Here is a 22,350-nt window from a genome sequence, read left to right on the forward strand (position 1 = left end):
GGATTAGACGAGCCATCCTAGCTCGCTTCAAATAACGCCATGGCTTCGACATGCGCCGTCTGAGGAAACATATCGAGGATCCCGGCACGTTTTAACCGATAGCCCTGTTTGACCAATTCGACCGTGTCACGCGCCAAAGTTGCAGGGTTGCATGACACATAGACCAACCGTTGGGCGCCGAGGCTCGCAAGCTTGCGGACCACCTCGAAAGCACCGTCACGGGGTGGGTCCAAGAGTACCGCAGAAAAGCCCTCTTCCGCCCACTCGACAGCACCCAGAGGCTGCGATAAATCGGCCTGAAAAAACTGCGTGTTATGCAAATTGTTGCTGGCTGCGTTTTCCGCCGCGCGAGCCACCATGCTCGCCACGCCTTCAACCGCCACCACCTGGCGAACCTGCTGCGCCAGGGGCAAGGCAAAATTGCCCAGGCCGCAGAACAGGTCCAGGACCCGCTCATCCGCCTTCGGTGCCAGCCACTCAAGGGCCTGGGCCACCATCGCCTCGTTGACGCCGGCATTGACCTGGACAAAATCCCCTGGTCGATACGCCAGGTGCAAATCCCAGGACTCCAGGCGAAAGCCCAGGGCCTGGTTCGGCTCCAGGGGCTGTGGATCGCCTTCGCCATGCAACCACAACTGGGCGTCATGGAAGGTGCAGAATTCCTTGAGAATGCTCAGGTCAGCCTCGGACAACGGGGCCATGTGCCGCAGCAGCACGGCAATCGCCGAACCGCTGAACAGCTCCACATGCCCCAGGGCCTGAGGCTTGCTCAAGCGCTGCAACATGGCCGGCAAGCGGCTCATGATCGGTTGCAAGGGCTGTACCAGCACCGGGCACTCGCTGATGGCGACGATGTCCTGGCTGCCGGCGGCGCGGAAACCCACTTCAAGTTTTTTCGCCTTGGCATCCCAGCGCACGGCAATCCGCGCGCGACGCCGATAGCCAAACTCGGGACCGCTCAGTGGCGCCGCCCATTCATCGGGCTGCACGCCGGCAACCCGCGACAATTGTTCGGCGAGCATGCGCTGTTTCAGAGCCAACTGTTCGTCGTGGGGCAGGTGCTGGACACTGCAACCGCCACAGCGGCCGGCATGGGCGCACGGCATCGGCCGACGCAGCTCGCTGGCCTGGAACACACGCTCGGTGCGCGCTTCCACGACCTTGCCGTGAGCACCCAGCACTCGCGCCTCGACCTCCTCCCCCGCCAACGCCCCGGTGACAAACCAGGTGCGTCCGTCGAGAAAGGCAATCCCCCGGCCGTCATTGGCCAGGCGCTCGATGCTCAGGCGCTGCTTTTTACCGGTCGGTATCTGTGGGGCCCGGCTACCGCCAGTGGGCTGGAAGCGCAGGCCTCTCTCGTGCTTGGCCATCAGTTGGGCGCATCGAAGATGCCGGTCGACAGGTAACGATCGCCACGGTCACAAATGATCGCGACCATCACCGCGTTTTCCACTTCCCGGGACAGGCGCAACATCGCCGCCACCGCACCGCCTGAAGAGACGCCGCAGAAGATGCCCTCTTCACGGGCCAGGCGCCGGGTCACGTCTTCGGCTTCGCTCTGGGCCATGTCGACGATGCGGTCGACGCGGCTGGCCTGGTAGATCTTCGGCAGGTATTCCTGGGGCCAGCGGCGAATGCCGGGGATGGCCGAGCCTTCCATCGGCTGCAGGCCGATGATCTGCACATTGGGGTTCTGTTCTTTCAGGTAGCGCGAGGTGCCCATGATGGTACCGGTGGTGCCCATGGAGCTGATGAAGTGGGTGATCCCGCCCTCGGTCTGACGCCAGATTTCCGGACCGGTGCCGGTGTAGTGCGCCTCGGGGTTGTCGCCGTTGGCGAACTGGTCGAGCACCTTGCCACGGCCTTCGGCCTGCATCCGCTCAGCGAGATCGCGCGCGCCTTCCATGCCCTCTTCCTGGCTGACCAGGATCAGCTCGGCACCGTAGGCCGTCATCGCGGCCTTGCGCTCGGCACTGGAGTTGTCGGGCATGATCAGGATCATTTTGTAACCCTTGATCGCCGCCGCCATGGCCAGGGCAATCCCGGTGTTGCCGGAGGTCGCTTCGATCAGGGTGTCGCCCGAGTGGATCTGCCCGCGCAACTCGGCGCGAGTGATCATCGACAGCGCCGGACGATCCTTGACCGAGCCGGCCGGGTTATTACCCTCAAGCTTGAGCAGCAGGGTGTTGCTGGTGGCTCCGGGCAGGCGCTGCAGGCGCACCAGCGGGGTGTTGCCGACGCAATCGGCGATGGTTGGGTACTGCAAGGTCATGACGTATTCGCAATCCAGACTGCGGGGGCGCCTATCATACCGGCAAACGTGCGCAGGCCATATCACGCAAAGTGCGGGGCTTATGGCTTAAAGGCATAAGCCCCACTCAGGCCCATCGCGACCTTGCCGCCTATACGCTGGCAGCCAGCAGGCGCATGTGCAGGCGCAAGCCGCGCGCGGTGTTTTCCGCCCAGATCTGGCCGCCCTGGCGCTGCACCGCATTGCGCGCGATGCTCAGGCCCAGGCCGAATCCACCGTTGCCAGGCCGCGAACCGTCGAGTCGGGTAAAGGGCGCGAAAATCCGCTCCAGGTCCGCTTCGTCCACCCCACCGCCCTGGTCTTCCAGCCACAGGTGCCAGTATTCCCCCTCGCGGCAGCCATCAAGGCTGACCACCGCACCAAACGGCGAATGGCGGATGGCATTGCGCAGGACATTTTCCAGGGCCTGGGCCAGGGTATTGAGGTTACCGCGCACCCAGCACGCTGCCGTCAGCTCGCATTGCAACTGCTGCGCCGACCAGCCACTTTCAAAGCAAGCATTTTCCGTGAGCATTTCCCACAACGCCTGCACCTGGATTTCTTCCGCCGCCAGGGGCGCCCGTTCGGTGTCGAGCCAGGCCAGTTGCAGGCTGTCTTCCACCAAGCGCTGCATGCCGTCGACTTCCCGAGACAAACGTTCGCGCAGGGCCGCCAGGCTGTGTTCGCTGTCGCACGCCACGCGCAGGCGACTCAGCGGCGTGCGCAGTTCATGGGAAAGGTCGCGCAGCAGCTGTTGCTGGAGGGACACCGTGCCTTGCAGGCGTTCGGACATTTGATCGAAGGCCCGGCCCAGTTCGCCCAATTCATCCTGGCGGCTGGTGGTCTGGCTGGAGACACGTGCATTCAATTGATCGGCGTTCCAGGCGTTGGCCTGTTCCCGCAACTGGTTCAGGGGCACCACCAACAACCGGTACAGACCGACGCACAGCAACAGGGTGAACAAACCGGGGATCACGCCATTGGTCAGCACCCGCCACAGCAACCGGTACTGCCCGGGCATGAAACGCTGCGGCAACTCGATCACCAGGCTGCCGGCATCCGGATCGCCGGGAAAGGCAATCCTCAACCAGGGCAAGCCACGGGTGTGCAGGCTCACCGGCCAATCAAGGCCGCGCAGAAAGGTCAGGCGCTGGTTTTCCCGGGAGCTCAGGGGCTTGCTGCTCAGTGACTGCAAGTCCTCGCCTATGACCCCGATCCAGGTCGACTCACGCGTGCCCATGTCCTGCAGCCAGGCATCGACCCCTTCGCTCTGCCCCTGGGCCCAGGCCTGCTCGGCCTGGGCGGCATACTCCAGCAAAGTGCTGCGCGCCTCATGGGAGAGGAACAGGTTCTTCTGTTCCATATAGCGGCCCCAGGACCAACTGAGCCAGATCATCAGCAGGCAGAAGGCCACCAACAACAACGTCAACTTCCAGAACAGTGAGTGCCGACCCGGTACGTCAGACCACTTCATCGACGGCACTCAGTACATAGCCCTTGCCCCAGACCGTGCGCACTTCGCGCTCGGCGTAGCCGATGGCCTTGAGCTTGCGGCGGATCTGGCTGACGTGCATGTCCAGGCTGCGGTCATGGGGGGCATAGCCGCGCTGCAGGACATGCTGATAAAGGAAGGCTTTGCTGAGGACTTCATCGGCGCTGCGGTGCAGGGTCTCCAGCAGCCGGTACTCGCTGCGGGTGAACCCGGCCCATTGCTGGCCAAAATACACATCGCACAGTTCATCGTCGAACCGCAGGCTGTGGCTGTCGCGGTTCAAAAGAATAGCCACCGGGCGCCGGTCGAGGGCCACGCGCCGCAGGATGGCTTCGATGCGCACCCGCAACTCGGCCATGCTGAACGGCTTGGGCAGGTAGTCGTCAGCCCCCAGGCGAAAGCCGCTGATGCGATCGGCCTCGGCGCCCAGGGCCGACATCAGCACCACGGGGGTCGAGTGGCTCTGGCGCAGGTGGGTCAGCACCGACAAGCCGTCCATGCCGGGCAGCAGAATATCCATCAACACCACGTCAAATGAACGCTCGCGCGCCATCTCCAGGCCTTCCCAGCCATTCTGGCACCAGGTCACCTCGAAACCGGAACGGCCCAGTTGCTCGTGCACGTAAGCGCCGAGCACAAGATCATCTTCAATCGCCAGGATGCGCGGTTGGCCAACAGATACGGGAGTCATTAGCTTCTGCAAGTAATTCTCAATCATGCAATTATTCAAGATTGCCCGGCCACGAGCAACCAATGCCTGGATCCAGGTCCGATAAACGCCCAACGGTTGTTTCGGAGCCCGCGCAATTTGCCAAGATCGCTGACTCGCAAATCGCTACACTGCGCGAGTGGCGCCTCACGGAAGTGCGCGTCGTTCATTCAAAACAACAGGTTGGCAGGAGAGTCAGGTGCTTAAGAAACTGGGAATCAAAGGTCGCGTACTGCTGCTGACCTTGTTACCGACGAGCCTGATGGCCCTGGTGCTGGGTGGGTATTTCACCTGGATGCAGCAAGCGGACCTGCAAACCCAACTCCTGCAACGTGGCGAAATGATCGCCGAGCAGTTGGCGCCCCTGGTGGCCCCGGCCATGGGACACAAGGACAACGACCTGCTGGAGCGCATCGCCACCCAGTCCCTGGAACAGTCGGATGTACGCGCGGTGTCGTTTCTCGCCCCGGATCGCACGCTCCTGGCCCACGCCGGCCCGAGCATGCTCAACCAGCCGCCGATCGGTAACAGCAACCACATGCTGCAACGCACCGGCAACGATGCGACCCGCTACCTGCTGCCCGTCTTCGGGCGCCACCGCAACCTCGCCGGCGACCTGATACCCGATGAAGCCGACCGCCTGCTGGGCTGGGTCGAACTGGAGCTGTCCCACAGCGGCATGCTGCTGCGCGGTTACCGCAGCCTGTTCGCCAGCCTGCTGTTGATTGCCGCGGGCCTGGCCGGCACCACGCTGCTGGCCCTGCGCATGAGCCGCACCATCAACACCCCGCTGAGCCAGATCAAGCAGGCCGTGGCCCAGCTCAAGGACGGCAACCTGGAAACCCGCCTGCCACCCCTGGGCAGCCAGGAACTGGACGAACTGGCTTCGGGCATCAATCGCATGGCCAGCACCCTGCAGAACGCTCAGGAAGAATTGCAGCACAGCATCGACCAGGCCACCGAAGACGTGCGCCAGAACCTGGAAACCATCGAGATCCAGAACATCGAGCTGGACCTGGCCCGCAAGGAGGCCCTGGAGGCCAGCCGGATCAAATCCGAGTTCCTGGCCAACATGAGCCACGAGATCCGCACCCCGCTCAACGGCATCCTGGGTTTCACCCATTTGCTGCAGAAAAGCGAACTGACCCCACGTCAGCTGGATTACCTGGGGACCATCGAAAAATCCGCCGACAGCCTGTTGGGCATCATCAACGAAATTCTCGACTTCTCGAAAATCGAGGCCGGCAAGCTGGTGCTCGACAGCATTCCGTTCAACCTGCGGGACTTGCTGCAAGACACCCTGACCATCCTCGCCCCGGCGGCCCACGCCAAACAGCTGGAGCTGGTCAGCCTGGTCTACCGCGATACGCCCCTGGCGCTGCTCGGCGATCCGCTGCGGCTCAAGCAGATCCTCACCAACCTGGTGAGCAACGCGATCAAGTTCACCCGCGAAGGCACCATCGTCGCCCGCGCCATGCTTGAAGAGGAACACGAAGACAGCGTGCAGTTGCGGATCAGCATCCAGGACACCGGCATCGGCTTGTCGAACCAGGATGTGCGGGCGTTGTTCCAGGCCTTCAGCCAGGCCGACAACTCGCTGTCGCGGCAACCCGGCGGCACTGGCCTGGGGCTGGTGATTTCCAAGCGCCTGATCGAGCAGATGGGCGGCGAGATCGGGGTCGACAGCACGCCGGGAGAAGGCTCGGAGTTCTGGATCAGCCTGAGCCTGCCCAAGACCCGCGACGACGCCGAAGACCTGCCGGGCCCGCCCTTGCTCGGGCGCCGGGTGGCGATCGTGGAAAATCACGAACTGGCGCGCCAGGCCCTGCAGCACCAACTGGAAGACTGCGGCCTGGAGGTGACCCCGTTCAACACCCTGGAAGCCCTGACCAACGGCATTACCGGGGTGCACCAGACCGATCAGGCGATCGACCTCGCGGTGCTGGGCATCACCAGCAACGACATGCCGCCCGAGCGGCTCAACCAATATATCTGGGATCTGGAGCACCTTGGCTGCAAGGTCCTGGTGCTGTGCCCGACCACCGAGCAGACGCTGTTCCAGCTGTCGGTGCCCAACCCCCACAGCCAGTTGCAGGCCAAGCCGGCCTGTACCCGCAAACTGCGCCGCGCCCTGTCCGACCTGGTCAACCCGCGCCAGGTGCGCAACGAGCCCGGCGAACCCTTGTCGAGTCGCGCACCGCGGGTGCTGTGCGTCGATGACAACCCGGCCAACCTGCTGCTGGTGCAGACCCTGCTCGAAGACATGGGCGCCAAGGTGCTGGCGGTCGAAAGTGGTTATGCCGCGCTCAAGGCGATCCAGAACGAATCCTTCGACCTGGTGATGATGGACGTGCAAATGCCCGGCATGGACGGGCGACAAAGCACCGAGGCGATCCGCCTGTGGGAAAGCGAGCGCCATGGTTCGCCGCTGCCCATCGTCGCCCTCACCGCCCACGCCATGGCCAACGAAAAACGCGCGCTGCTGCAAAGCGGCATGGACGATTACCTGACCAAACCCATCAGCGAACGCCAGTTGGCCCAGGTGGTGTTGAAGTGGACCGGCCTGGCCCTGCGCAACCAGGGGCCCGAACGCTCCAGCGAGTTTCATGGCAAGAGCATCGAACTGCAGGTGCTGGACCACGATGAAGGCCTGCGCCTGGCCGCCGGCAAGGCTGATCTGGCTGCCGACATGCTGGCCATGCTGCTCGCGTCCCTGGAGGCCGACCGCGAAGCGATCCGTGCCGCGCGCGAAGCCAATGACCGCAACGCGCTGATCGAACGGGTCCACCGCCTGCATGGCGCCACCCGGTACTGCGGCGTGCCGCAATTGCGCGCCACCTGTCAACGCAGCGAAACCTTGCTCAAGCAGGAAGATGTCAAGGCCTTCGCCGCACTCGACGAGCTGGATCGGGCGATAACTCGCCTGGCCAGCGAGGCGCGTTTCAACACCTGACCCAAGGCAATGTCCGGCTCGCCCCGAGCCGCCATGCTGTGCCACCCCTTTAATCAGGATCACTCCATGCGCACGATTCTCTTCAGCAGCCAGACCTACGATCGCGACAGCTTCCTGGGCGCTGACCTGCCCCCGGGCATCGAGCTGCAATTCCAGCCCGCCAGGCTCAGCCTGGATACCGTGGCCCTGGCCGAACAGCATGAAGTGGTGTGCCCCTTTATCAACGACGACCTGAGCGCGCCGGTGCTGGAGCAACTGGCGGCCGGCGGCACACGCCTGATCGCCCTGCGCTCGGCCGGTTACAACCACGTCGACCTGGTGGCCGCCAAGCGCCTGGGGCTGGCCGTGGTGCGGGTGCCGGCCTACTCGCCCCATGCGGTGGCCGAACACGCGGTGGCGCTGATCCTGGCCCTGAACCGGCGCCTGCACCGGGCCTACAACCGCACCCGCGAGGGCGATTTCAGCCTGCACGGCCTGACCGGGTTCGACCTGGTGGGCAAGACCGTCGGCGTGGTCGGCACCGGGCAGATCGGCGCGACGTTCGCCAGGATCATGGCCGGGTTCGGCTGCCAGCTGCTGGCCTATGATCCCTACCCCAACCCGCAGGTCGAAGCCCTCGGCGCCCGCTATATGGAACTGCCGCAGTTGCTGGCCGAATCGCAGATCATCAGCCTGCACTGCCCGCTCACGGCCGACAGCAAGTACCTGATCAACAGCCGCAGCCTGGCGCACATGCAACCCGGCGCCATGCTGATCAACACCGGCCGTGGCGGCCTGGTGGATACCCCGGCGCTGATCGACGCCCTGAAAAACGGCCAGTTGGGCTACCTGGGGCTGGATGTCTATGAAGAGGAGGCCCAGCTGTTTTTCGAGGACCGCTCCGACCTGCCGCTGCAAGACGATGTACTGGCACGGCTGCTGACCTTTCCCAACGTGATCATCACCGCCCACCAGGCGTTTCTGACCCGCGAGGCATTGGCCGCGATTGCCGCCACCACCCTGCACAACATCGCCGCCTGGGGCGCCGGCACCCCGCAGAACCTGGTACAGAACTGAATCGACGGACCGACGGTGGCGTGAAGGTCGGCTCGCTGCAAAGTCGCGTGCTAGCATAGCCGCCTACTTGGAGGACCCATGGTCGAACACGATTTCCGCTACACCCTGATGAACCCGCAACACACCCTGATCGAGTGCCGCGCCCTGGTGCCGGGGCGGTATCAGGTCACTGGCAACGGTGGCTCGATTCGCAACGATGACGTGTTGATCGTCACGCTCAAGGGCAGCAAGGACTTGTCCATGCGCCTGACCGTGGAAACCGTGCGCCACCTGATCAACCCCCTCGGTCAATGGGTCGCCGTCGCCCGAGGCCCGGTGTTCGGCGAGTTGGCCATTCATCAGTGGCAAGTCAACTGCGACAGCTGCGCCAGCCAATTGAGCTTTGAGTTCGCGGTCGACGCCAAGCTCGGCAACAAGGCCGAGAAACCGGCCGCCAGTGCGCGCATCGTCGAACTGGGCTGGGTCAGCGAAGGTGAAAAGCATCGCTGCCCGAAATGCCAGCAGGTCGCGCAATGAAACGCCTGGCGCTAAGTGCAGCCGTGGCCGCAGGGTTGCTGGGCTGCGCCGCCGAGCCGCTGAAACTGCAGCACGACCGCAGCTACATCCTGGAATGGATTGGCGAGCGACCGTTGATCGACAACAGCCACCTGACCATCACCCTGGGTGAAGACGGTCGCGCCTACGGCAACGGCGGCTGCAACCACTGGTTCGCGCCTTATACCCTGGACGGCGACAAGCTCAGCTTCGGCAAGGTCGGCAACACCCGCAAACTCTGCGCGCCGGCGTTGATGGAGCAGGAACGGCGCTTCCTGCAAGCGCTGGAAACCGTAGAGCGCTGGGATGTGTCGCCGATCGAGCAAGTGCGCTTCTGGCCGGCTGAAGGCAAACCACTGCGCTTGTGGCTGGAAGAAGGCTGACCTGTAGCCGCTGCCGCCCGGCTGCTGGCCTGCAAGAACGCTGCGTAATTCCCCTGGCGCTTCGCGGTGCCCATCCGGGCTTGCGCAGCCCCTGTAGCCGCAGCCTGGCGGCAGCGGCTACAGATGCCCGGTAGACGTGGTTATTGACCGCGCAGGGCTTGCAGCTTGGCGATAACGCCCGCTGCGGTCTGCTCGCCCATCAGTTGTTCGCGCACCTTGCCCTTGTCGTCGATCAGGTAGGTCACCGGCAGCGCTTCGCTGCGCGGCAGGTCGAAGATCGGCGCCGGGTCCTGGGCCAGCACGGTGAACTTGATCCCCAGCTTGTCGCTGGCGGCTTTCAGTTCATCGCCCTGCACATTATCGAAATTGACCCCCAGCACACTCACCGGCTGCCCCTTGAGCTGCTCGGCCAGCGCATTCAGTTCGGGAATCTCGGTGCGGCACGGCCCACACCACTCGGCCCAGTAATTGAGCACCAGCCATTGTTTATCAATGCGTTCACCCGCCACTTTCTGGCCATATTGGTCGACGCCGTAGTCGTTGCCGCAGCCGCCGAGCAACACCGTGGTGAAGATTGCCAATGCCGCTGCCAGTCGCCTTGCCATGCCTTGATCCTTGTCTGAAAAATCATCTGAAACCGCTGTTGCCTGCGACCCATCGCCTCTCAAGGTTCAGGACAGCCCGCGGCGCAGGTAGAATAGCCGCCACCTAAGGCAAGATGCGACCCGCACATGACCGATCTGACGCTTTATCACAACCCGCGCTGCTCGAAATCCCGCGGTGCGCTGGAACTGCTGGAGGCCCGTGGCCTGGCGCCAACCGTGGTGCGCTACCTGGAAACCCCACTCGACGCCCCGCACTTGCAACGGCTGCTGGGCAAGCTCGGCATCGGCGCACGCCAACTGCTGCGCACCGGTGAAGACGAGTACAAGAGCCTCAACCTGGCGGACAGCAGCCTCACCGAGGCGCAGTTGATCGATGCCATCGCCGCCCACCCGAAACTGATGGAACGGCCGATTCTCGAAGCCGGCGACAAAGCCATCATCGGCCGACCGCCGGAAAAAGTGCTGGAGATCCTGCCGTGAGCGACTCCTACGTCCTGGTGCTGTATTACAGCCGCAACGGCTCGACCACCGAGATGGCCCGGCAGATTGCCCGGGGCATCGAACAGGGTGGCCTGGAAGCCCGCCTGCGTACCGTGCCGGCGATCTCCAGCGAATGCGAAGCCGTGGCGCCGAGCATTCCCGAAGATGGCGCGCTGTACGCCAGCCTCGACGACCTGAAAAACTGCGCCGGCCTGGCGCTGGGCAGCCCGACCCGTTTCGGCAACATGGCGGCGCCGCTCAAGTACTTTCTCGACGGCACCAGCAACCTGTGGCTGACCGGCGCCCTGGTGGGCAAACCTGCCGGGGTCTTCACCTCCACCGCCAGCCTGCACGGCGGCCAGGAAACCACCCTGCTGTCGATGATGCTGCCGCTGTTGCACCACGGCATGCTGATCACCGGCCTGCCCTACAGCGAATCGGCCCTGCTGGACACCCGTGGCGGCGGCACGCCTTATGGCGCCAGCCACCACGCCGGGGCCGACGGCAAGAGCCCGCTGAACGAGCACGAAGTCACCCTGTGCCGGGCCCTGGGCCTGCGCCTGGCGAAAACCGCCCGGCAACTGGAGAGCAACCGTGGCTAAAAAGCCGAAAATCCTGCCCGCCGTCGAATGGCTGGAACCACGGGTGCGCCTGGCGCGCGTCCTCAGCCTGCTGAGCTTTCTCGGCCTGGTCGGCCTGCTGTGCGGCTATTACCTGCTGGTGGCCGACCTGCACGGCGCGCGCCCCTGGGTGATCCTGCTGATCGAACTGGTGCCGCTGCTCTTGATGGCCCCAGGCATGCTCAGTGGCAGTGCCCGTGGCCACTCGTGGATGTGCTTTGTGGTGAACCTGTACTTCATCAAGGGCGCCCTGGCGGCCTACGACCCCAACCGCCAGCTGTTCGGCGTGCTGGAAATGCTCGCCAGCCTGGCGCTGTTCTGCACGGCCCTGCTGTATGTGCGCTGGCGCTTTCAGCTCAACCGCAAACTGGCGGGCGAAGGCACTGCCAGCCCCGCCTGATGCAGACTCGCGGCACGGCCTCCGGCAAAGGATTGAACCTTGGAGGCCATCGAGCTGCCTCAAGTCCCATCGCCCGCGTCCAACGCCCCAGCCCCCTCGAACCGATATGGAGAAGGCATGCACGATTACAAATGGCTGAACGAATATTGTCTTAACCGCTTCGGTTCGGCCAAAGCCCTGGAAGAGCACCTGCCCACCCCGGCCTCCGACGCCTACCTGCGTTCGCTGAGCGCCGATCGCTACCTGTCGACACTGGCCTTGCGGGTATTTCGCGCCGGGCTCAAACACAGCCTGGTGGATGCCAAGTGGCCGGCCTTCGAGCAGGTGTTTTTCGGCTTCGACCCGGAAAAGGTGGTGCTGATGGGTGCCGAGCACCTGGAGCGCCTGATGCAGGATGCGCGGATCATCCGCCACCTGGGCAAGCTCAAGAGCGTGCCGCGCAATGCGCAGATGATTCTTGATGTGGCCCATGAACACGGCAGTTTCGGCAACTTCATTGCCGACTGGCCGAGCAGCGACATCGTCGGCTTGTGGCAGTACCTGGCCAAGCACGGCAACCAGATGGGCGGCCTTTCGGCACCGCGGTTCCTGCGGATGGTGGGCAAGGACACCTTTATCCCGACCTGGGATGTGGTGGCCGCGTTGAACGCGCAGAAGATCGTCGACAAAGTGCCCAGCAGCAAACGCGACCAGGCCCTGGTGCAGGACGTGTTCAACCAGTGGCAGGAGCAAAGCGGGCGCCCGCTGTGCCAGCTTTCGGCCATGCTGGCCTTCACCGTCAACCACTGACCGGGGGCAATCCCCACCCGTTGACGACCGCACCAGGCGCGGCCCTTTGTCGAGGGCCGCGCCGATCTGCCCCCCCCTGCGTCCCCCACCCGCTGCATGCCTAGCTGACAGCCAGCTGAACTGATCGCATTAAAACGCCATGGCGACTTTTTAATACGTTACTTTTGCCGGGCTTTCGCAATGGACTGGAGGCCGGCACTCCATGACCCGCCACTGCACACAATAAAAAACCAGCCAGCCGATGCCCTTGGCGGCCATCGCCAATGCGCCAACTCCACGGGGGGTTTACCACCGGCAATCGGCATTCGATTTTTTCACATTGCTTTCACCATTCCCCCACCTGCAGCGCCATAAATTGTTTTACAGACAGCGCGCCTGGGTGAAACCGCCAACTAAGCCACAACTACTGCTCGGCGCAACTGTGAACTTTCGACAACTTCAATACCAGGCGAACAGCGTGACCTACTCGAGCCACCGCCCCCATTCCAGAGAAGCCCAAGATGAACGCCCGGGTTAAGCAGTCACTGCTGGGCAGCCTCTGCGTATTACTGGTGATAGTGGTCACCGGATTTGCCATGTGGCCCCGGACTCCGGTCAACCTCGGCGACCCCAGGCAGATGAGCAACAGCCATCTGTACCTGCATTGGCAGGCCGGAAACGTCATTGTCCTGATCAGGCATGCCGAGCGCTGCGACCGCTCCAGCCACCCCTGCCTGGGCCCGGAGGACGGCATCACCCTGATCGGCCAATCGACCGCCATTGCGCTGGGCCACGCTTACCGGGAGCTGGGCATGGCCAATGCGGAGATCCTGAGCAGCCCCCTGACCCGCACCCTGCAGACCTCGCAGTACATGTTCGGCAAACCCGCGCAGGCCCAGCCCTGGCTGTCCAGTTGCGGCCCGACATTGAAAAGCGATGTGCTGGCGCATAAGCAGGCGCGGCACAACCTGATCCTGATCACCCACAGCGGCTGTATCAGCGATCTGGAAAAACAACTGGGTTACGAACACGCACTGGCCAGCGAATACAGCAGTTCGTTGTTTCTTGCCGTGGAGCCCGATGGGCAGTTGAAAGTACTGGGAATAATGAACAGCGAACACTGGCCGCCGACACTCAATAACGTCCAGCAGTAACTTGCAGAACTTTTAAACATCCCAAGCGTTATTCAGCCCATCGACAGTTTTATTTGAAGCCGCTTGTATTTAGTTGCTTTTTTCGCGGCGTGTACTTTATTAGCCAGTGCCACCTCAGATCCATCACCTGCCCCCCAACACCGAGGACAGACATGCGCAAGACTCTACGCCCCAGGCCCAAGGAACGGGCATCACCCCACCTCCAGCAACAGGAGTGCGGGGCATGACCAGACGTTGGGCGCTACCGCTGCTGTTTTTAGCCTTCGCCGTGTTTTACCTGCTGCCATTGACCACCCATGGCCTGTGGATTCCGGACGAAACCCGTTATGCCCAGATCAGCCAGGAAATGCTGCTCAAGGGTGACTGGATCGCCCCGCATTTCATGGGCATCCGCTACTTTGAAAAACCCATTGCCGGCTATTGGTTCATCGCCATTGGCCAGGCCGTGTTCGGTGACAACCTGTTCGGGGTGCGCATCGCTTCGGCGCTGAGTACCGGGCTGAGCATCCTGCTTGCCTATCTGCTGGCCCGGCGCTTGTGGAATGACCCGCGCAAGAGTTTCGCCGCGGCGCTGCTGTACATGAGCTTCGGCCTGATCGCCGGCCAGGCCGGCTACTCCAACCTCGACCCGCAGTTCACCCTGTGGGTCAACCTGAGCCTGGTGGCGCTGTGGTTTGCCCTCCAGGGCCGGACCCTGCGCGAGCGCCTGTCGGCCTGGGCGGCGCTGGGGTTTGCCTGCGGCATGGGGTTTCTGACCAAGGGCTTTCTGGCCTGGCTGCTGCCGGTGCTGATCGCCCTGCCGTACATGGTCTGGCAGCGGCGCTTCAGCGAGTTGCTGCGCTTCGGTCCGCTGGCGGTGCTGGTGGCGGCCCTGGTCTGCCTGCCGTGGGTGCTGAGCATCCACGCCCACGAGCCGGACTTCTGGCGGTTCTTCTTCTGGCATGAACATATTCGCCGCTTCGCCGCCGAGGACGCACAGCACACCCGCCCCTGGTGGTTCTACCTGCCGCTGCTGGTGGTTTCCAGCCTGCCCTGGGCAGCGTTGCTGCCGAGCACCCTGCTCCAGGCCTGGAAAGACAAGCGCCAGGCCGGCACTGGCTTTCTCCTGCTGTGGCTGCTGTTGCCCCTGGCCTTTTTCAGCCTGAGCCGCGGCAAGCTGCCGACCTACATCATGCCTTGCCTGCTGCCCCTGGCCCTGCTGATGGGGTCCACCCTGATCGAGCGGCTCGATCAGGCCCGAGGCCGGGCGCTGCGGATCAATGCCCTGCTCAACCTGGTGATCGGTGTCGGCGCCCTGGTGGGGCTGATCTACATCCAGGTCAGCAAACCGCTGTACGGCCATGACGAAATGCTCGCCCTGTCGCTGGTGTTCATCATGCTGATGGGCTGGATCATCGCCAACCTGCTGGCCGCCTCGCGCCCCCGGGCGCTGTGGGCCGCGCCGGCCCTGGGGACCTTGCTGCTGGTGGCCCTGCTGCCGCCCGGCATGCCCGCCAGCGTGGTGCACAACAAGATGCCGGACCAGTTCATCAACCAGCACCTGGAGCAACTGCGCCAGACCAGCACCCTGCTGAGTAATGACCTGGGGGCGGCCTCGGCCCTGGCCTGGCGCCTGCAACGTCCGGACGTGGCGCTGTACAACACCGCTGGTGAGCTCAAGTACGGCCTCGACTACCCGGATTCGAGCCCGCGCAAGGTCGATCTGGATCAGATCCAGCCCTGGATGAGCCAAGCCCTGAAGCGGGGCTCGGTGGGCGTGGTCATGCGGGTTAACGGCGTGCAGGAGATCCAGGAAGTCGAGCGCCTGCCCCTGGGCGGCAAACGCTACGAACAAGGCAACCTGGTGATCCTGATCTTCCCCCAGAGCCCGCCATAAGCCCGGTCGCCCCACGGTCAGCGCCTGTCCAGCGGCGCTGACCGCCTGATCACCCGCCCCACCCGAACCCAATCCCCTGCTTGCCTTAACGGGCCGGACGGCATTCCCCTGCGAGCCACTGAAACCGGCGCGGGTCCAACCACGGAGCAATCCCCATGCAACACCGCCTTAATCAGCACAAGGCCCTGGCGCTGCTGCTGGCTGTGAGCGCGTTGATCCTGCTGCTCGGCCTGGGCAGCCGCGAGCTGTGGGGGCCGGAAACCCGCTGGGCGAACATTGCCCTGCAAATGCTGCAAAGCGGCGATTACTTCGACCCGTACCTCAAGGGCATGCCCTATTACGACAAGCCGCTGCCTTCCTACTGGTTGATTACCGCCAGCAGCGGGCTGTTCGGCGGGCTGGACAATTGGTCGCTGCGCCTGCCGTCGGTGATCGCGGCGTGGCTGAGCGTGTGGCTGATCCATTCGCTTGGCGAGCGCCTGTTTCGCCAGGGCACCGGGCTGATTGCCGGCTGGATGCTGGCGACCACCTTCTACTTCGCCTTCTGGGCCCGGGTGGCGACGGCCGACATTCTGACCCTGTTCGGAGTGCTGGCGGCGGTCTGGTGGTACTGGCGCGGGCCGGACGACACTCGCCTGGGCCGCTACTGCGGGTTTTTCCTGATACTGGCGGCCACCTCCCTGTGCAAGGGCCTGATCGGCTTCATTCTGCCCGGGCTGGTGCTGCTGCCACACCTGATAAGCGCCGGACGCTGGAAGCGCCACCTCAATCTGCGGCTGTGCCTGGCCCTGCTGCTCGCCGGGCTGGTCTATCTGTTGCCGTTCCTGCTCTCGCACCTGTACGGCCAGCCGACCGTGGGCGACAGCGGCCTGAGCCTGGTGCTGCGGGAAAACCTGGTGCGCTTTTTCGACCCGTTCGACCATGTCGGCCCGCTCTACACCTACCTGATCTACCTACCGGTCTACACCCTGCCCTGGGTACCGTGCTGGATCCTCGGTCTATGGGTCGCCCTGCGCCACTGGCGGCAGATCGAGCCCAATGCGCGCTGGCTGGTGTGGGGCCTGGGCCTGCTGATGCTGTTTTTCACCGCCAGCGGCAGCCGCCGCAGCTACTACGTATTGCCGCTGGTGCCCTTTGCGCAGTTGCTCGCGGCCTGGTGGCTGAGCCGGCGCCTTGCCCAGCGCCGAGCCGCCGGAAAAGTCGACCGGCGTGGCTGGAGCAAAGGCTTCGCGGTGGCTGCCGGGGTCATGCTGCTGGTGTTGGGGGTGCTCTACCCCTGGACCAATGGCGGTGGCGGGGTCATGCAGTTCGCCCAGGCGGTGCAGGCCGAAGCCAGCAAACAGGCACCTTGGGCGCAATGGCGAGTGGTGATGCTGGAGGTCGATAACAAACTGCCGCTGTACCTGCAGAATCACGGCGCGCCGTTCTACTACCTACAGGACACCCAGGACTTCCCCCGCGACGGCGACAGCGCGGGGTTCATGGCCTGGCTGGAGAAAACCAGCGGCCAGCACTGGGACCCGCAACGCACCCTGATCCTGGCCCAGTACCACAATGGCGAGCCCCTGCCCCTGGGCTACCTACAGGCCGATCATCAGGTGCTGCGCACGCTCCCGGACAACGGTGAACGCCTGTTCAATCCCCGGGACTTCGGCAGCCTGGCCTACATTCCCGACGCCACGCCCCGAACCCGGCCTTGACGGCTGGGGCTCAGAGGTTCAGCACGTTGACGAAACGCGAGGCGGCGGTTTCATCGATGCGCAGGTTGCTGAAGTCGAACAGGTTGCGGTCGGCCAACTGCGACAACTGCACGTTCTGCAAGCTGCGGAAGATGCTTTCGCTGCGGCCCGGGGTCTTGCGCTCCCACTCCTGAAGCATGTCCTTGACCACCTGGCGCTGCAGGTTCTCCTGGGAGCCGCAGAGGTTGCAGGGGATGATCGGGAATTGCTTGAGGTCGGAGTAGGCCTGGATGTCCCTCTCGTTGCAGTAGGCCAGGGGCCGGATCACCACATTGCGCCCGTCATCGGCCCGCAACTTGGGCGGCATGGCCTTGAGCGAGCCGTTGAAAAACATGTTGAGGAAGAAGGTCTCGATGATGTCGTCGCGGTGGTGACCAAGGGCCATCTTGGTCGCGCCGATTTCATCGGCAAAGGTGTACAGCGTGCCGCGACGCAGGCGCGAGCACAGCGAGCAGGTGGTCTTGCCTTCCGGAATCAGCTCCTTGACCACCGAATAGGTGTCTTTCTCGACGATGTGGTATTCCACGCCCAGGGTCTTGAGGTAGGCCGGCAGCACGTCCTCGGGGAAGCCTGGCTGCTTCTGGTCCATGTTCACCGCAACGATGTCGAACTTGATCGGCGCCACCTTCTGCAAGTGCAGCAGCACATCGAGCATGGTGTAGCTGTCCTTGCCGCCGGACAGGCAGACCATGACCTTGTCACCGTCTTCGATCATGTTGAAGTCGGCGACCGCTTCGCCAGCCTGGCGACGCAGGCGTTTCTGCAGTTTGTTCTGGTTGACCGTAAGAGTGCCCATGGCGCTGGAATCCGCGAGGTGTGTGACGAAAAGCCGGGTATTTTACGCAAAAAATCCGTGCTGGGCGAAGGGCGGCAACGGCCAAGACCCTTCGGCGATTAAGTATTCCCTTTACAGCGCGATTTGCTCTAACCCCCCACAGCCACGCCAGCGAGTCCTTCCTATACTGCGACATAAGGTCGCACACACATACAGACCTTTACTTACTTGGCCTATTGGCCCGTAGGCGCTCCGCTGGGGGGCGATGGCAATAACAAAGGAGTGACTGAATATGATCCATCACGTCGTGGGCCTCTTCACCCACCCTGATCAAGAATGGCGAGAAATCCGTGGCGACCAGGAAGAAAGCATCAGCCACATGTACCTCACCCACACCCTGATTCTCGCGGCGATACCGGCCGTTTCCGCGTTTATCGGCACCACTCAGGTCGGTTGGGTCATCGGCAGTCGAGCCCCGGTGATGCTCACCGTGGAAAGCGCACTGTGGATGACCATCATGTCCTACCTGGCCATGCTCGGCGGCGTGGCCGTCATGGGCGCCTTCGTGCACTGGATGGCCCGCACCTACGACGCCAACCCAAGCCTGGCCCGCTGCATCGCCTTTGCCACCTACACCGCGACGCCCCTGTTCGTCGGTGGCCTGGCGGCGCTGTACCCGCATATGTGGCTGGGCATGATCATCGGCACAGCGGCCATCTGCTACACGGTGTACCTGCTGTATGTGGGGTTGCCGACCTTCATGAACATTCCATCGGACGAGGGTTTTCTGTTTTCCAGCTCGGTACTGGCCGTTGGGCTGGTCGTGCTGGTGGCGATCATGGCGTTTACCGTGATCGTCTGGGGCCTGGGTGTCGGCCCGGTCTACACCAACTGAGGCAGCAACTGACGCCATTCACCTCCTAAAACCAGATCTGCCAACACAGGCCGCCGCAAGGCGGCCTTCTAATTGATGGGCTGGCATGACCATTCGGCGCCTGGGCGATTCGGAAACACCGGGCTTTGCGGCATACTCGACACCTCTGGAGAGCCGTTAAGCATGCCCGAGCAACTCAATACCCGCGTCGAAGACTGTTTCCAACTCGCTGAATCCTTTTTCAAACGACCTTTCAAACGTCCCGTGGTCAGCCTCAAGTTGCGTGGCCAGAAGGCCGGCGTAGCGCACCTGCACGAGAACCTGCTGCGCTTCAACCCGCAGCTGTACCGGGAAAACACCGAAGACTTCCTCAAGCAGACCGTGGCTCATGAGGTCGCGCACCTGATCGCCCATCAATTGTTCGGCGAACGCATTCAGCCCCATGGCGAAGAATGGCAGTTGATCATGCGTGGCGTGTACGAACTGCCGCCCAACCGCTGCCACACCTATGAGATCCAGCGGCGCCGCGTGACCCGCTATATCTACCGCTGCCCCTGTGCCGACAGCGACTTCCCGTTTTCCGCCCAGCGCCACAGCCTGGTCGGCCAGGGCCGGCGCTACCTGTGCCGACGCTGCCGGCACACCCTGGTGTTCAGCGGTGAAATGCGGGTGGAATGAGGCCCGGCTGCGGCTACAGGGTCACTTTGGCCCGGCGTAGCTGGTCGATGCGTTCAGGGCTGTAGCCCAACTCCCGCAGCACCTGCTCGGAATGCGCGCCGACCGCAGCACCGATATGCCGCGGTTCAGGCAAGCCCTGGGAAAACTTCAGCGGACAGGCCATCTGCGCCTGCGCGCTGCCATCGCCACGGGGCACCTGGCTGACCAGTTGCCGCGCCTGCAACTGCGGGTGCTCCAGCGCTTCCGCGAGGCTCAGCACCGGCTCGACACAGGCATCCAGGGCGGCAAACAACTCGCAGAGCTCGGCAAAGTCGCGCTTCTCGAACTCGATCTGCAGCGCCTGTTTCAAGGCTTGCTGCTGCTCAGGCCTGGGCGACAGACCCTGGGCTGCCAACTCCGGCCGACCCAGGGCGGCGCACAGCGCCTGCATAAATCCGGGCTCCAGGCTGCCCACCGACAACCAGCGACCGTCACGGCTGCGGTAGTAGTCGTAAAAGCTGCCGCCATTGAGCATCTGGTCCTCGCGCTGCGGCTCGACGCCACATGCCAGATAACCAGCGCCGGCCATGGCATGCAGGCTGAAGGCGCAGTCGGTCATGCTCACATCCAGGTGTTGCCCGACGCCGCTGTGCTGACGGGCGATCACCGCCGCCAACAGGCCAACCACGCCGTGCAGCGAACCACCGGCAATATCCGCCGCCTGAATCCCCAGCGGCAGTGGCCCGCTGTCCTGGCGCCCGGTGTAGCTGGCCAGCCCGGCCAGGGCCAGGTAATTGATATCGTGCCCGGCACGCTCCCGGTAGGGCCCGGTCTGGCCATAGCCGGTAATCGAGACGTAGATCAACTTCGGGTTGAGCGCCTTCAACGCCTCATACCCCAGGCCCAGGCGCTCCATCACCCCTGGGCGAAACTGTTCGAGGACGATGTCGTAATCGAGCACCAGTTGCCGGACCACTTCCAGCGCCTCCGGCTGCTTGAGGTCCAGGGCCAGGCTGCGCTTGTTGCGGTTGAGGTAGGCGTGGCTGGCGGAAACCCCATGGTCATGGGGTGGCAGCACCCGCAGCAGGTCCATGCGGGTCGGCGACTCGATGCGCAGTACGTCGGCGCCCATGTCCGCCAGCAGCAACGAAGCGAAGGGCCCCGGCAACAGGGTGGAGAAATCCAGAACTTTGAGTGACGCCAACGGACCGTGCATGAACCCTCCTGACTCAAGATCGACTGCCCACAGCGTAGGCAGCCGATGCCCGCCCGGCAATTACCGCAACGCTCAGGCGGGCTGACGCTTGCGCTCGAAACCCGGGCAATAAAAAACCCGCCGTAGCGGGTTTTTCATCAACACACAGCTTTATTTGAGGATGCTTGGCGCCGGGCCTTCGGCCACGCCCAGGTCATCTTCTTCACGGGTGTCGGAGATACCACGACCACCGGAAGCCAGCTCGACCTGCAGCTTGTCTTCGTCCAGTTCCTTGACCCACTTGGCAACCACCAGGGTGGCCACGGCGTTACCCACCAGGTTGGTCAGGGCACGGGCTTCGGACATGAAGCGGTCGATACCCAGGATCAGTGCCAGACCAGCCACCGGCAGGTGACCGACCGCCGACAGGGTGGCCGCCAGCACGATGAAGCCACTGCCAGTCACGCCCGCAGCGCCTTTGGAGGACAGCAGCAGCACCAGCAGCAGAGTGATCTGGTGAGTGATGTCCATGTGGGTGTCGGTCGCCTGGGCGATAAACACGGCCGCCATGGTCAGGTAGATCGACGTGCCGTCGAGGTTGAAGGAATAACCGGTCGGGATAACCAGGCCGACTACCGACTTCTTGGCACCCAGGCGTTCCATTTTGATCAGCATGCGCGGCAGAGCCGATTCGGACGAGGAAGTACCCAGTACGATCAGCAGCTCTTCACGGATGTAGCGGATCAGTTTCAGCACGCTGAAACCGTGAGCGCGGCAGATGGCGCCCAGTACCACCACCACGAACAGCACGCAGGTGATGTAGAAGCAGATCATCAGTTGACCCAACTGCACCAGCGAGCCGACACCGTAGGCACCGATGGTGAAGGCCATGGCGCCCAGGGCACCGATTGGCGCGAGCTTCATGATCATGTTGATGATGTTGAACATCACGTGGGCGAAGCGATCGATGAAGTCCAGCACCGGCTTGCCGTAGGCACCCAGGCGATGCAGGGCGAAACCGAAGATCACCGAGAACATCAACACTTGCAGGATGTCGCCGTTGGCGAAGGCGCCGACGATGGTGTTGGGGATCACGTTGAGCAGGAAGCCGACGATGCTCTGGTCAGCACCGGCCGTCACGTAGGCAGCGACTTTCGACGCGTCGAGGGTGGCGACGTCGATGTGCATGCCGGCGCCCGGCTGGACGACGTTGACCACGACCAGGCCGATCAGCAGCGCGATGGTGGAGACGATTTCGAAGTACAGCAGCGCATAGCCGCCGGTCTTGCCCACCGATTTCATGCTCTGCATGCCGGCGATACCGCTGACAACGGTGCAGAAGATGATCGGGGCGATGACCATTTTGATCAGTTTGATGAACCCGTCACCCAGCGGCTTCAAGGCGACGCCGGTCTGCGGGTAGAAGTGACCGAGCAGGATGCCGATGGCGATGGCAACGATCACCTGGAAATACAGGGATTTGTACAGTGGCTGACGAGTCGTCATTGCAAAGTTCCTCAAAAGCCCCGGTGAACATCATCCATCGATGCACACGACGCCTAAAGTGCGAACCCTCCTGCACTGGAGGGATTTGTTTTGTCGAGCTGCGCGCAGGCATCTCTATCGGCCTTATCGCAAAGCCCGTGCCACCTTGTTGAAAATGCCCTGCAGGCCTTTAGACATCAGGGCCACAAGCAAACACTCGGATTCTTTGTCGGGGTTCGACATGGCGGATTTCCGCCCATTGCCCCTCGCTCGTCCTACAATTTGGCGGATATCCGCCTTGTCCA

Annotated in this window: 21 protein-coding genes; 13 read left to right on the forward strand and 8 right to left on the reverse strand. The window is 63.3% G+C overall.

Annotated elements, in window-relative coordinates; genetic code table 11:
* Nucleotides 1–17: 17 nt before the first annotated feature.
* The 4 genes from rlmD to CF161_RS05755 form a co-directional block, all read right to left on the reverse strand.
* Nucleotides 18–1,370 (reverse strand): 23S rRNA (uracil(1939)-C(5))-methyltransferase RlmD, encoded by a 1,353-nt coding sequence (gene rlmD / locus CF161_RS05740; protein WP_020295620.1) that lies wholly within the window; start codon nucleotides 1,368–1,370, stop codon nucleotides 18–20.
* Nucleotides 1,370–2,272, reverse strand: coding sequence for a cysteine synthase CysM (cysM, locus tag CF161_RS05745; RefSeq protein ID WP_020295621.1), 903 nt, complete (start codon nucleotides 2,270–2,272; stop codon nucleotides 1,370–1,372). The genes rlmD and cysM overlap by 1 nt, the downstream gene beginning before the upstream one ends.
* Nucleotides 2,273–2,402: 130 nt before the next feature.
* A complete protein-coding gene (locus CF161_RS05750) occupies nucleotides 2,403–3,764 on the reverse strand; it encodes a sensor histidine kinase (RefSeq protein WP_043228707.1) in 1,362 nt (453 codons plus the stop codon).
* Nucleotides 3,751–4,473 carry a response regulator transcription factor gene (locus tag CF161_RS05755; RefSeq protein WP_043228761.1) on the reverse strand — a complete coding sequence of 241 codons (723 nt, stop codon included), beginning with the start codon at nucleotides 4,471–4,473 and terminating at the stop codon, nucleotides 3,751–3,753. Before CF161_RS05755 ends, CF161_RS05750 begins: the two co-directional genes overlap by 14 nt.
* A gap of 217 nt (nucleotides 4,474–4,690) precedes the next feature.
* On the opposite strand from CF161_RS05755, the gene CF161_RS05760 reads away from it, so the two are divergent.
* The 4 genes from CF161_RS05760 (at nucleotide 4,691) to CF161_RS05775 (ending at nucleotide 9,417) form a co-directional block, all read left to right on the forward strand.
* On the forward strand, nucleotides 4,691–7,444 hold the full coding sequence (locus CF161_RS05760; protein WP_020295624.1) for a response regulator: 2,754 nt from the start codon (nucleotides 4,691–4,693) through the stop codon (nucleotides 7,442–7,444).
* A 66-nt stretch (nucleotides 7,445–7,510) separates the two neighbouring features.
* A complete protein-coding gene (locus CF161_RS05765; protein ID WP_020295625.1) occupies nucleotides 7,511–8,500 on the forward strand; it encodes a 2-hydroxyacid dehydrogenase in 990 nt (329 codons plus the stop codon).
* Nucleotides 8,501–8,578: 78 nt separating this feature from the next.
* Nucleotides 8,579–9,016: a hypothetical protein gene (locus tag CF161_RS05770; RefSeq protein ID WP_020295626.1), complete on the forward strand. Its 438-nt coding sequence runs from the start codon at nucleotides 8,579–8,581 to the stop codon at nucleotides 9,014–9,016.
* Nucleotides 9,013–9,417: an META domain-containing protein gene (locus CF161_RS05775; protein WP_020295627.1), complete on the forward strand. Its 405-nt coding sequence runs from the start codon at nucleotides 9,013–9,015 to the stop codon at nucleotides 9,415–9,417. Before CF161_RS05770 ends, CF161_RS05775 begins: the two co-directional genes overlap by 4 nt.
* Before the next feature lie 140 nt (nucleotides 9,418–9,557).
* Here CF161_RS05775 and CF161_RS05780 read toward each other — a convergent pair whose 3' ends face one another.
* Entirely contained in the window at nucleotides 9,558–10,022 is a 465-nt protein-coding gene (locus tag CF161_RS05780; protein ID WP_020295628.1) for a TlpA disulfide reductase family protein, read from the reverse strand.
* Nucleotides 10,023–10,148: 126 nt separating this feature from the next.
* Here CF161_RS05780 and arsC point away from each other — a divergent pair, with 126 nt between their 5' ends.
* From arsC to CF161_RS05815, 7 genes are all read left to right on the forward strand, one after another.
* On the forward strand, nucleotides 10,149–10,502 hold the full coding sequence (gene arsC / locus CF161_RS05785) for an arsenate reductase (glutaredoxin) (protein ID WP_020295629.1): 354 nt from the start codon (nucleotides 10,149–10,151) through the stop codon (nucleotides 10,500–10,502).
* Entirely contained in the window at nucleotides 10,499–11,104 is a 606-nt protein-coding gene (gene wrbA / locus CF161_RS05790; protein WP_020295630.1) for an NAD(P)H:quinone oxidoreductase, read from the forward strand. The genes arsC and wrbA overlap by 4 nt, the downstream gene beginning before the upstream one ends.
* Nucleotides 11,097–11,522, forward strand: a complete 426-nt coding sequence (locus tag CF161_RS05795; protein WP_020295631.1) for a DUF2069 domain-containing protein — start codon at nucleotides 11,097–11,099, stop codon at nucleotides 11,520–11,522. Before wrbA ends, CF161_RS05795 begins: the two co-directional genes overlap by 8 nt.
* A 117-nt stretch (nucleotides 11,523–11,639) precedes the next feature.
* Nucleotides 11,640–12,311, forward strand: coding sequence for a DNA-3-methyladenine glycosylase I (locus CF161_RS05800; RefSeq protein WP_020295632.1), 672 nt, complete (start codon nucleotides 11,640–11,642; stop codon nucleotides 12,309–12,311).
* A 500-nt stretch (nucleotides 12,312–12,811) separates the two neighbouring features.
* Nucleotides 12,812–13,444 (forward strand): histidine phosphatase family protein, encoded by a 633-nt coding sequence (locus tag CF161_RS05805; protein ID WP_020295633.1) that lies wholly within the window; start codon nucleotides 12,812–12,814, stop codon nucleotides 13,442–13,444.
* A gap of 223 nt (nucleotides 13,445–13,667) precedes the next feature.
* Nucleotides 13,668–15,320 (forward strand): lipid IV(A) 4-amino-4-deoxy-L-arabinosyltransferase, encoded by a 1,653-nt coding sequence (arnT, locus tag CF161_RS05810; RefSeq protein WP_020295634.1) that lies wholly within the window; start codon nucleotides 13,668–13,670, stop codon nucleotides 15,318–15,320.
* Nucleotides 15,321–15,475: 155 nt separating this feature from the next.
* Nucleotides 15,476–17,020 carry a glycosyltransferase family 39 protein gene (locus CF161_RS05815; protein ID WP_020295635.1) on the forward strand — a complete coding sequence of 515 codons (1,545 nt, stop codon included), beginning with the start codon at nucleotides 15,476–15,478 and terminating at the stop codon, nucleotides 17,018–17,020.
* 10 nt (nucleotides 17,021–17,030) lie between these two features.
* Here CF161_RS05815 and ttcA read toward each other — a convergent pair whose 3' ends face one another.
* Complete coding sequence (gene ttcA / locus CF161_RS05820; RefSeq protein WP_020295636.1) at nucleotides 17,031–17,855, reverse strand: tRNA 2-thiocytidine(32) synthetase TtcA; 825 nt, start codon at nucleotides 17,853–17,855, stop codon at nucleotides 17,031–17,033.
* A 271-nt stretch (nucleotides 17,856–18,126) separates the two neighbouring features.
* Between ttcA and CF161_RS05825 the strand changes: the two genes are divergently transcribed.
* Nucleotides 18,127–18,729, forward strand: a complete 603-nt coding sequence (locus tag CF161_RS05825) for a Yip1 family protein (protein WP_020295637.1) — start codon at nucleotides 18,127–18,129, stop codon at nucleotides 18,727–18,729.
* A gap of 162 nt (nucleotides 18,730–18,891) precedes the next feature.
* The gene (locus CF161_RS05830; RefSeq protein ID WP_020295638.1) at nucleotides 18,892–19,386 is read left to right on the forward strand and encodes a SprT family zinc-dependent metalloprotease; all 495 of its coding nucleotides are present in this window, start codon (nucleotides 18,892–18,894) and stop codon (nucleotides 19,384–19,386) included.
* Between the two features lie 13 nt (nucleotides 19,387–19,399).
* Here the strand turns inward: CF161_RS05830 and CF161_RS05835 are convergent, their stop codons facing one another.
* Together CF161_RS05835 and CF161_RS05840 are read right to left on the reverse strand one after the other, a co-directional pair.
* Nucleotides 19,400–20,581 (reverse strand): CaiB/BaiF CoA-transferase family protein, encoded by a 1,182-nt coding sequence (locus CF161_RS05835; protein WP_020295639.1) that lies wholly within the window; start codon nucleotides 20,579–20,581, stop codon nucleotides 19,400–19,402.
* A 150-nt stretch (nucleotides 20,582–20,731) separates the two neighbouring features.
* Nucleotides 20,732–22,066 carry a dicarboxylate/amino acid:cation symporter gene (locus CF161_RS05840; RefSeq protein WP_020295640.1) on the reverse strand — a complete coding sequence of 445 codons (1,335 nt, stop codon included), beginning with the start codon at nucleotides 22,064–22,066 and terminating at the stop codon, nucleotides 20,732–20,734.
* Between the last annotated feature and the right edge of the window lie 284 nt (nucleotides 22,067–22,350).

The organism is Pseudomonas sp. CF161 (assembly GCF_000416215.1).
Classification (GTDB): Bacteria; Pseudomonadota; Gammaproteobacteria; order Pseudomonadales; family Pseudomonadaceae; genus Aquipseudomonas.

Bases quoted from the DNA above. Each gene is read 5' to 3' on its own strand.
- CF161_RS05750 (WP_043228707.1), bottom strand. From the start codon at position 3,764: ATGAAGTGGTCTGACGTACCGGGTCGGCACTCACTGTTCTGGAAGTTG.
- CF161_RS05775 (WP_020295627.1), top strand. From the start codon at position 9,013: ATGAAACGCCTGGCGCTAAGTGCAGCCGTGGCCGCAGGGTTGCTGGGC.
- CF161_RS05825 (WP_020295637.1), top strand. From the start codon at position 18,127: ATGATCCATCACGTCGTGGGCCTCTTCACCCACCCTGATCAAGAATGG.
- arnT (WP_020295634.1), top strand. From the start codon at position 13,668: ATGACCAGACGTTGGGCGCTACCGCTGCTGTTTTTAGCCTTCGCCGTG.
- CF161_RS05755 (WP_043228761.1), bottom strand. From the start codon at position 4,473: ATGACTCCCGTATCTGTTGGCCAACCGCGCATCCTGGCGATTGAAGAT.
- CF161_RS05800 (WP_020295632.1), top strand. From the start codon at position 11,640: ATGCACGATTACAAATGGCTGAACGAATATTGTCTTAACCGCTTCGGT.
- ttcA (WP_020295636.1), bottom strand. From the start codon at position 17,855: ATGGGCACTCTTACGGTCAACCAGAACAAACTGCAGAAACGCCTGCGT.
- CF161_RS05835 (WP_020295639.1), bottom strand. From the start codon at position 20,581: ATGCACGGTCCGTTGGCGTCACTCAAAGTTCTGGATTTCTCCACCCTG.
- CF161_RS05765 (WP_020295625.1), top strand. From the start codon at position 7,511: ATGCGCACGATTCTCTTCAGCAGCCAGACCTACGATCGCGACAGCTTC.
- CF161_RS05815 (WP_020295635.1), top strand. From the start codon at position 15,476: ATGCAACACCGCCTTAATCAGCACAAGGCCCTGGCGCTGCTGCTGGCT.
- CF161_RS05780 (WP_020295628.1), bottom strand. From the start codon at position 10,022: ATGGCAAGGCGACTGGCAGCGGCATTGGCAATCTTCACCACGGTGTTG.
- CF161_RS05770 (WP_020295626.1), top strand. From the start codon at position 8,579: ATGGTCGAACACGATTTCCGCTACACCCTGATGAACCCGCAACACACC.
- CF161_RS05830 (WP_020295638.1), top strand. From the start codon at position 18,892: ATGCCCGAGCAACTCAATACCCGCGTCGAAGACTGTTTCCAACTCGCT.
- arsC (WP_020295629.1), top strand. From the start codon at position 10,149: ATGACCGATCTGACGCTTTATCACAACCCGCGCTGCTCGAAATCCCGC.
- cysM (WP_020295621.1), bottom strand. From the start codon at position 2,272: ATGACCTTGCAGTACCCAACCATCGCCGATTGCGTCGGCAACACCCCG.
- rlmD (WP_020295620.1), bottom strand. From the start codon at position 1,370: ATGGCCAAGCACGAGAGAGGCCTGCGCTTCCAGCCCACTGGCGGTAGC.
- CF161_RS05805 (WP_020295633.1), top strand. From the start codon at position 12,812: ATGAACGCCCGGGTTAAGCAGTCACTGCTGGGCAGCCTCTGCGTATTA.
- CF161_RS05840 (WP_020295640.1), bottom strand. From the start codon at position 22,066: ATGACGACTCGTCAGCCACTGTACAAATCCCTGTATTTCCAGGTGATC.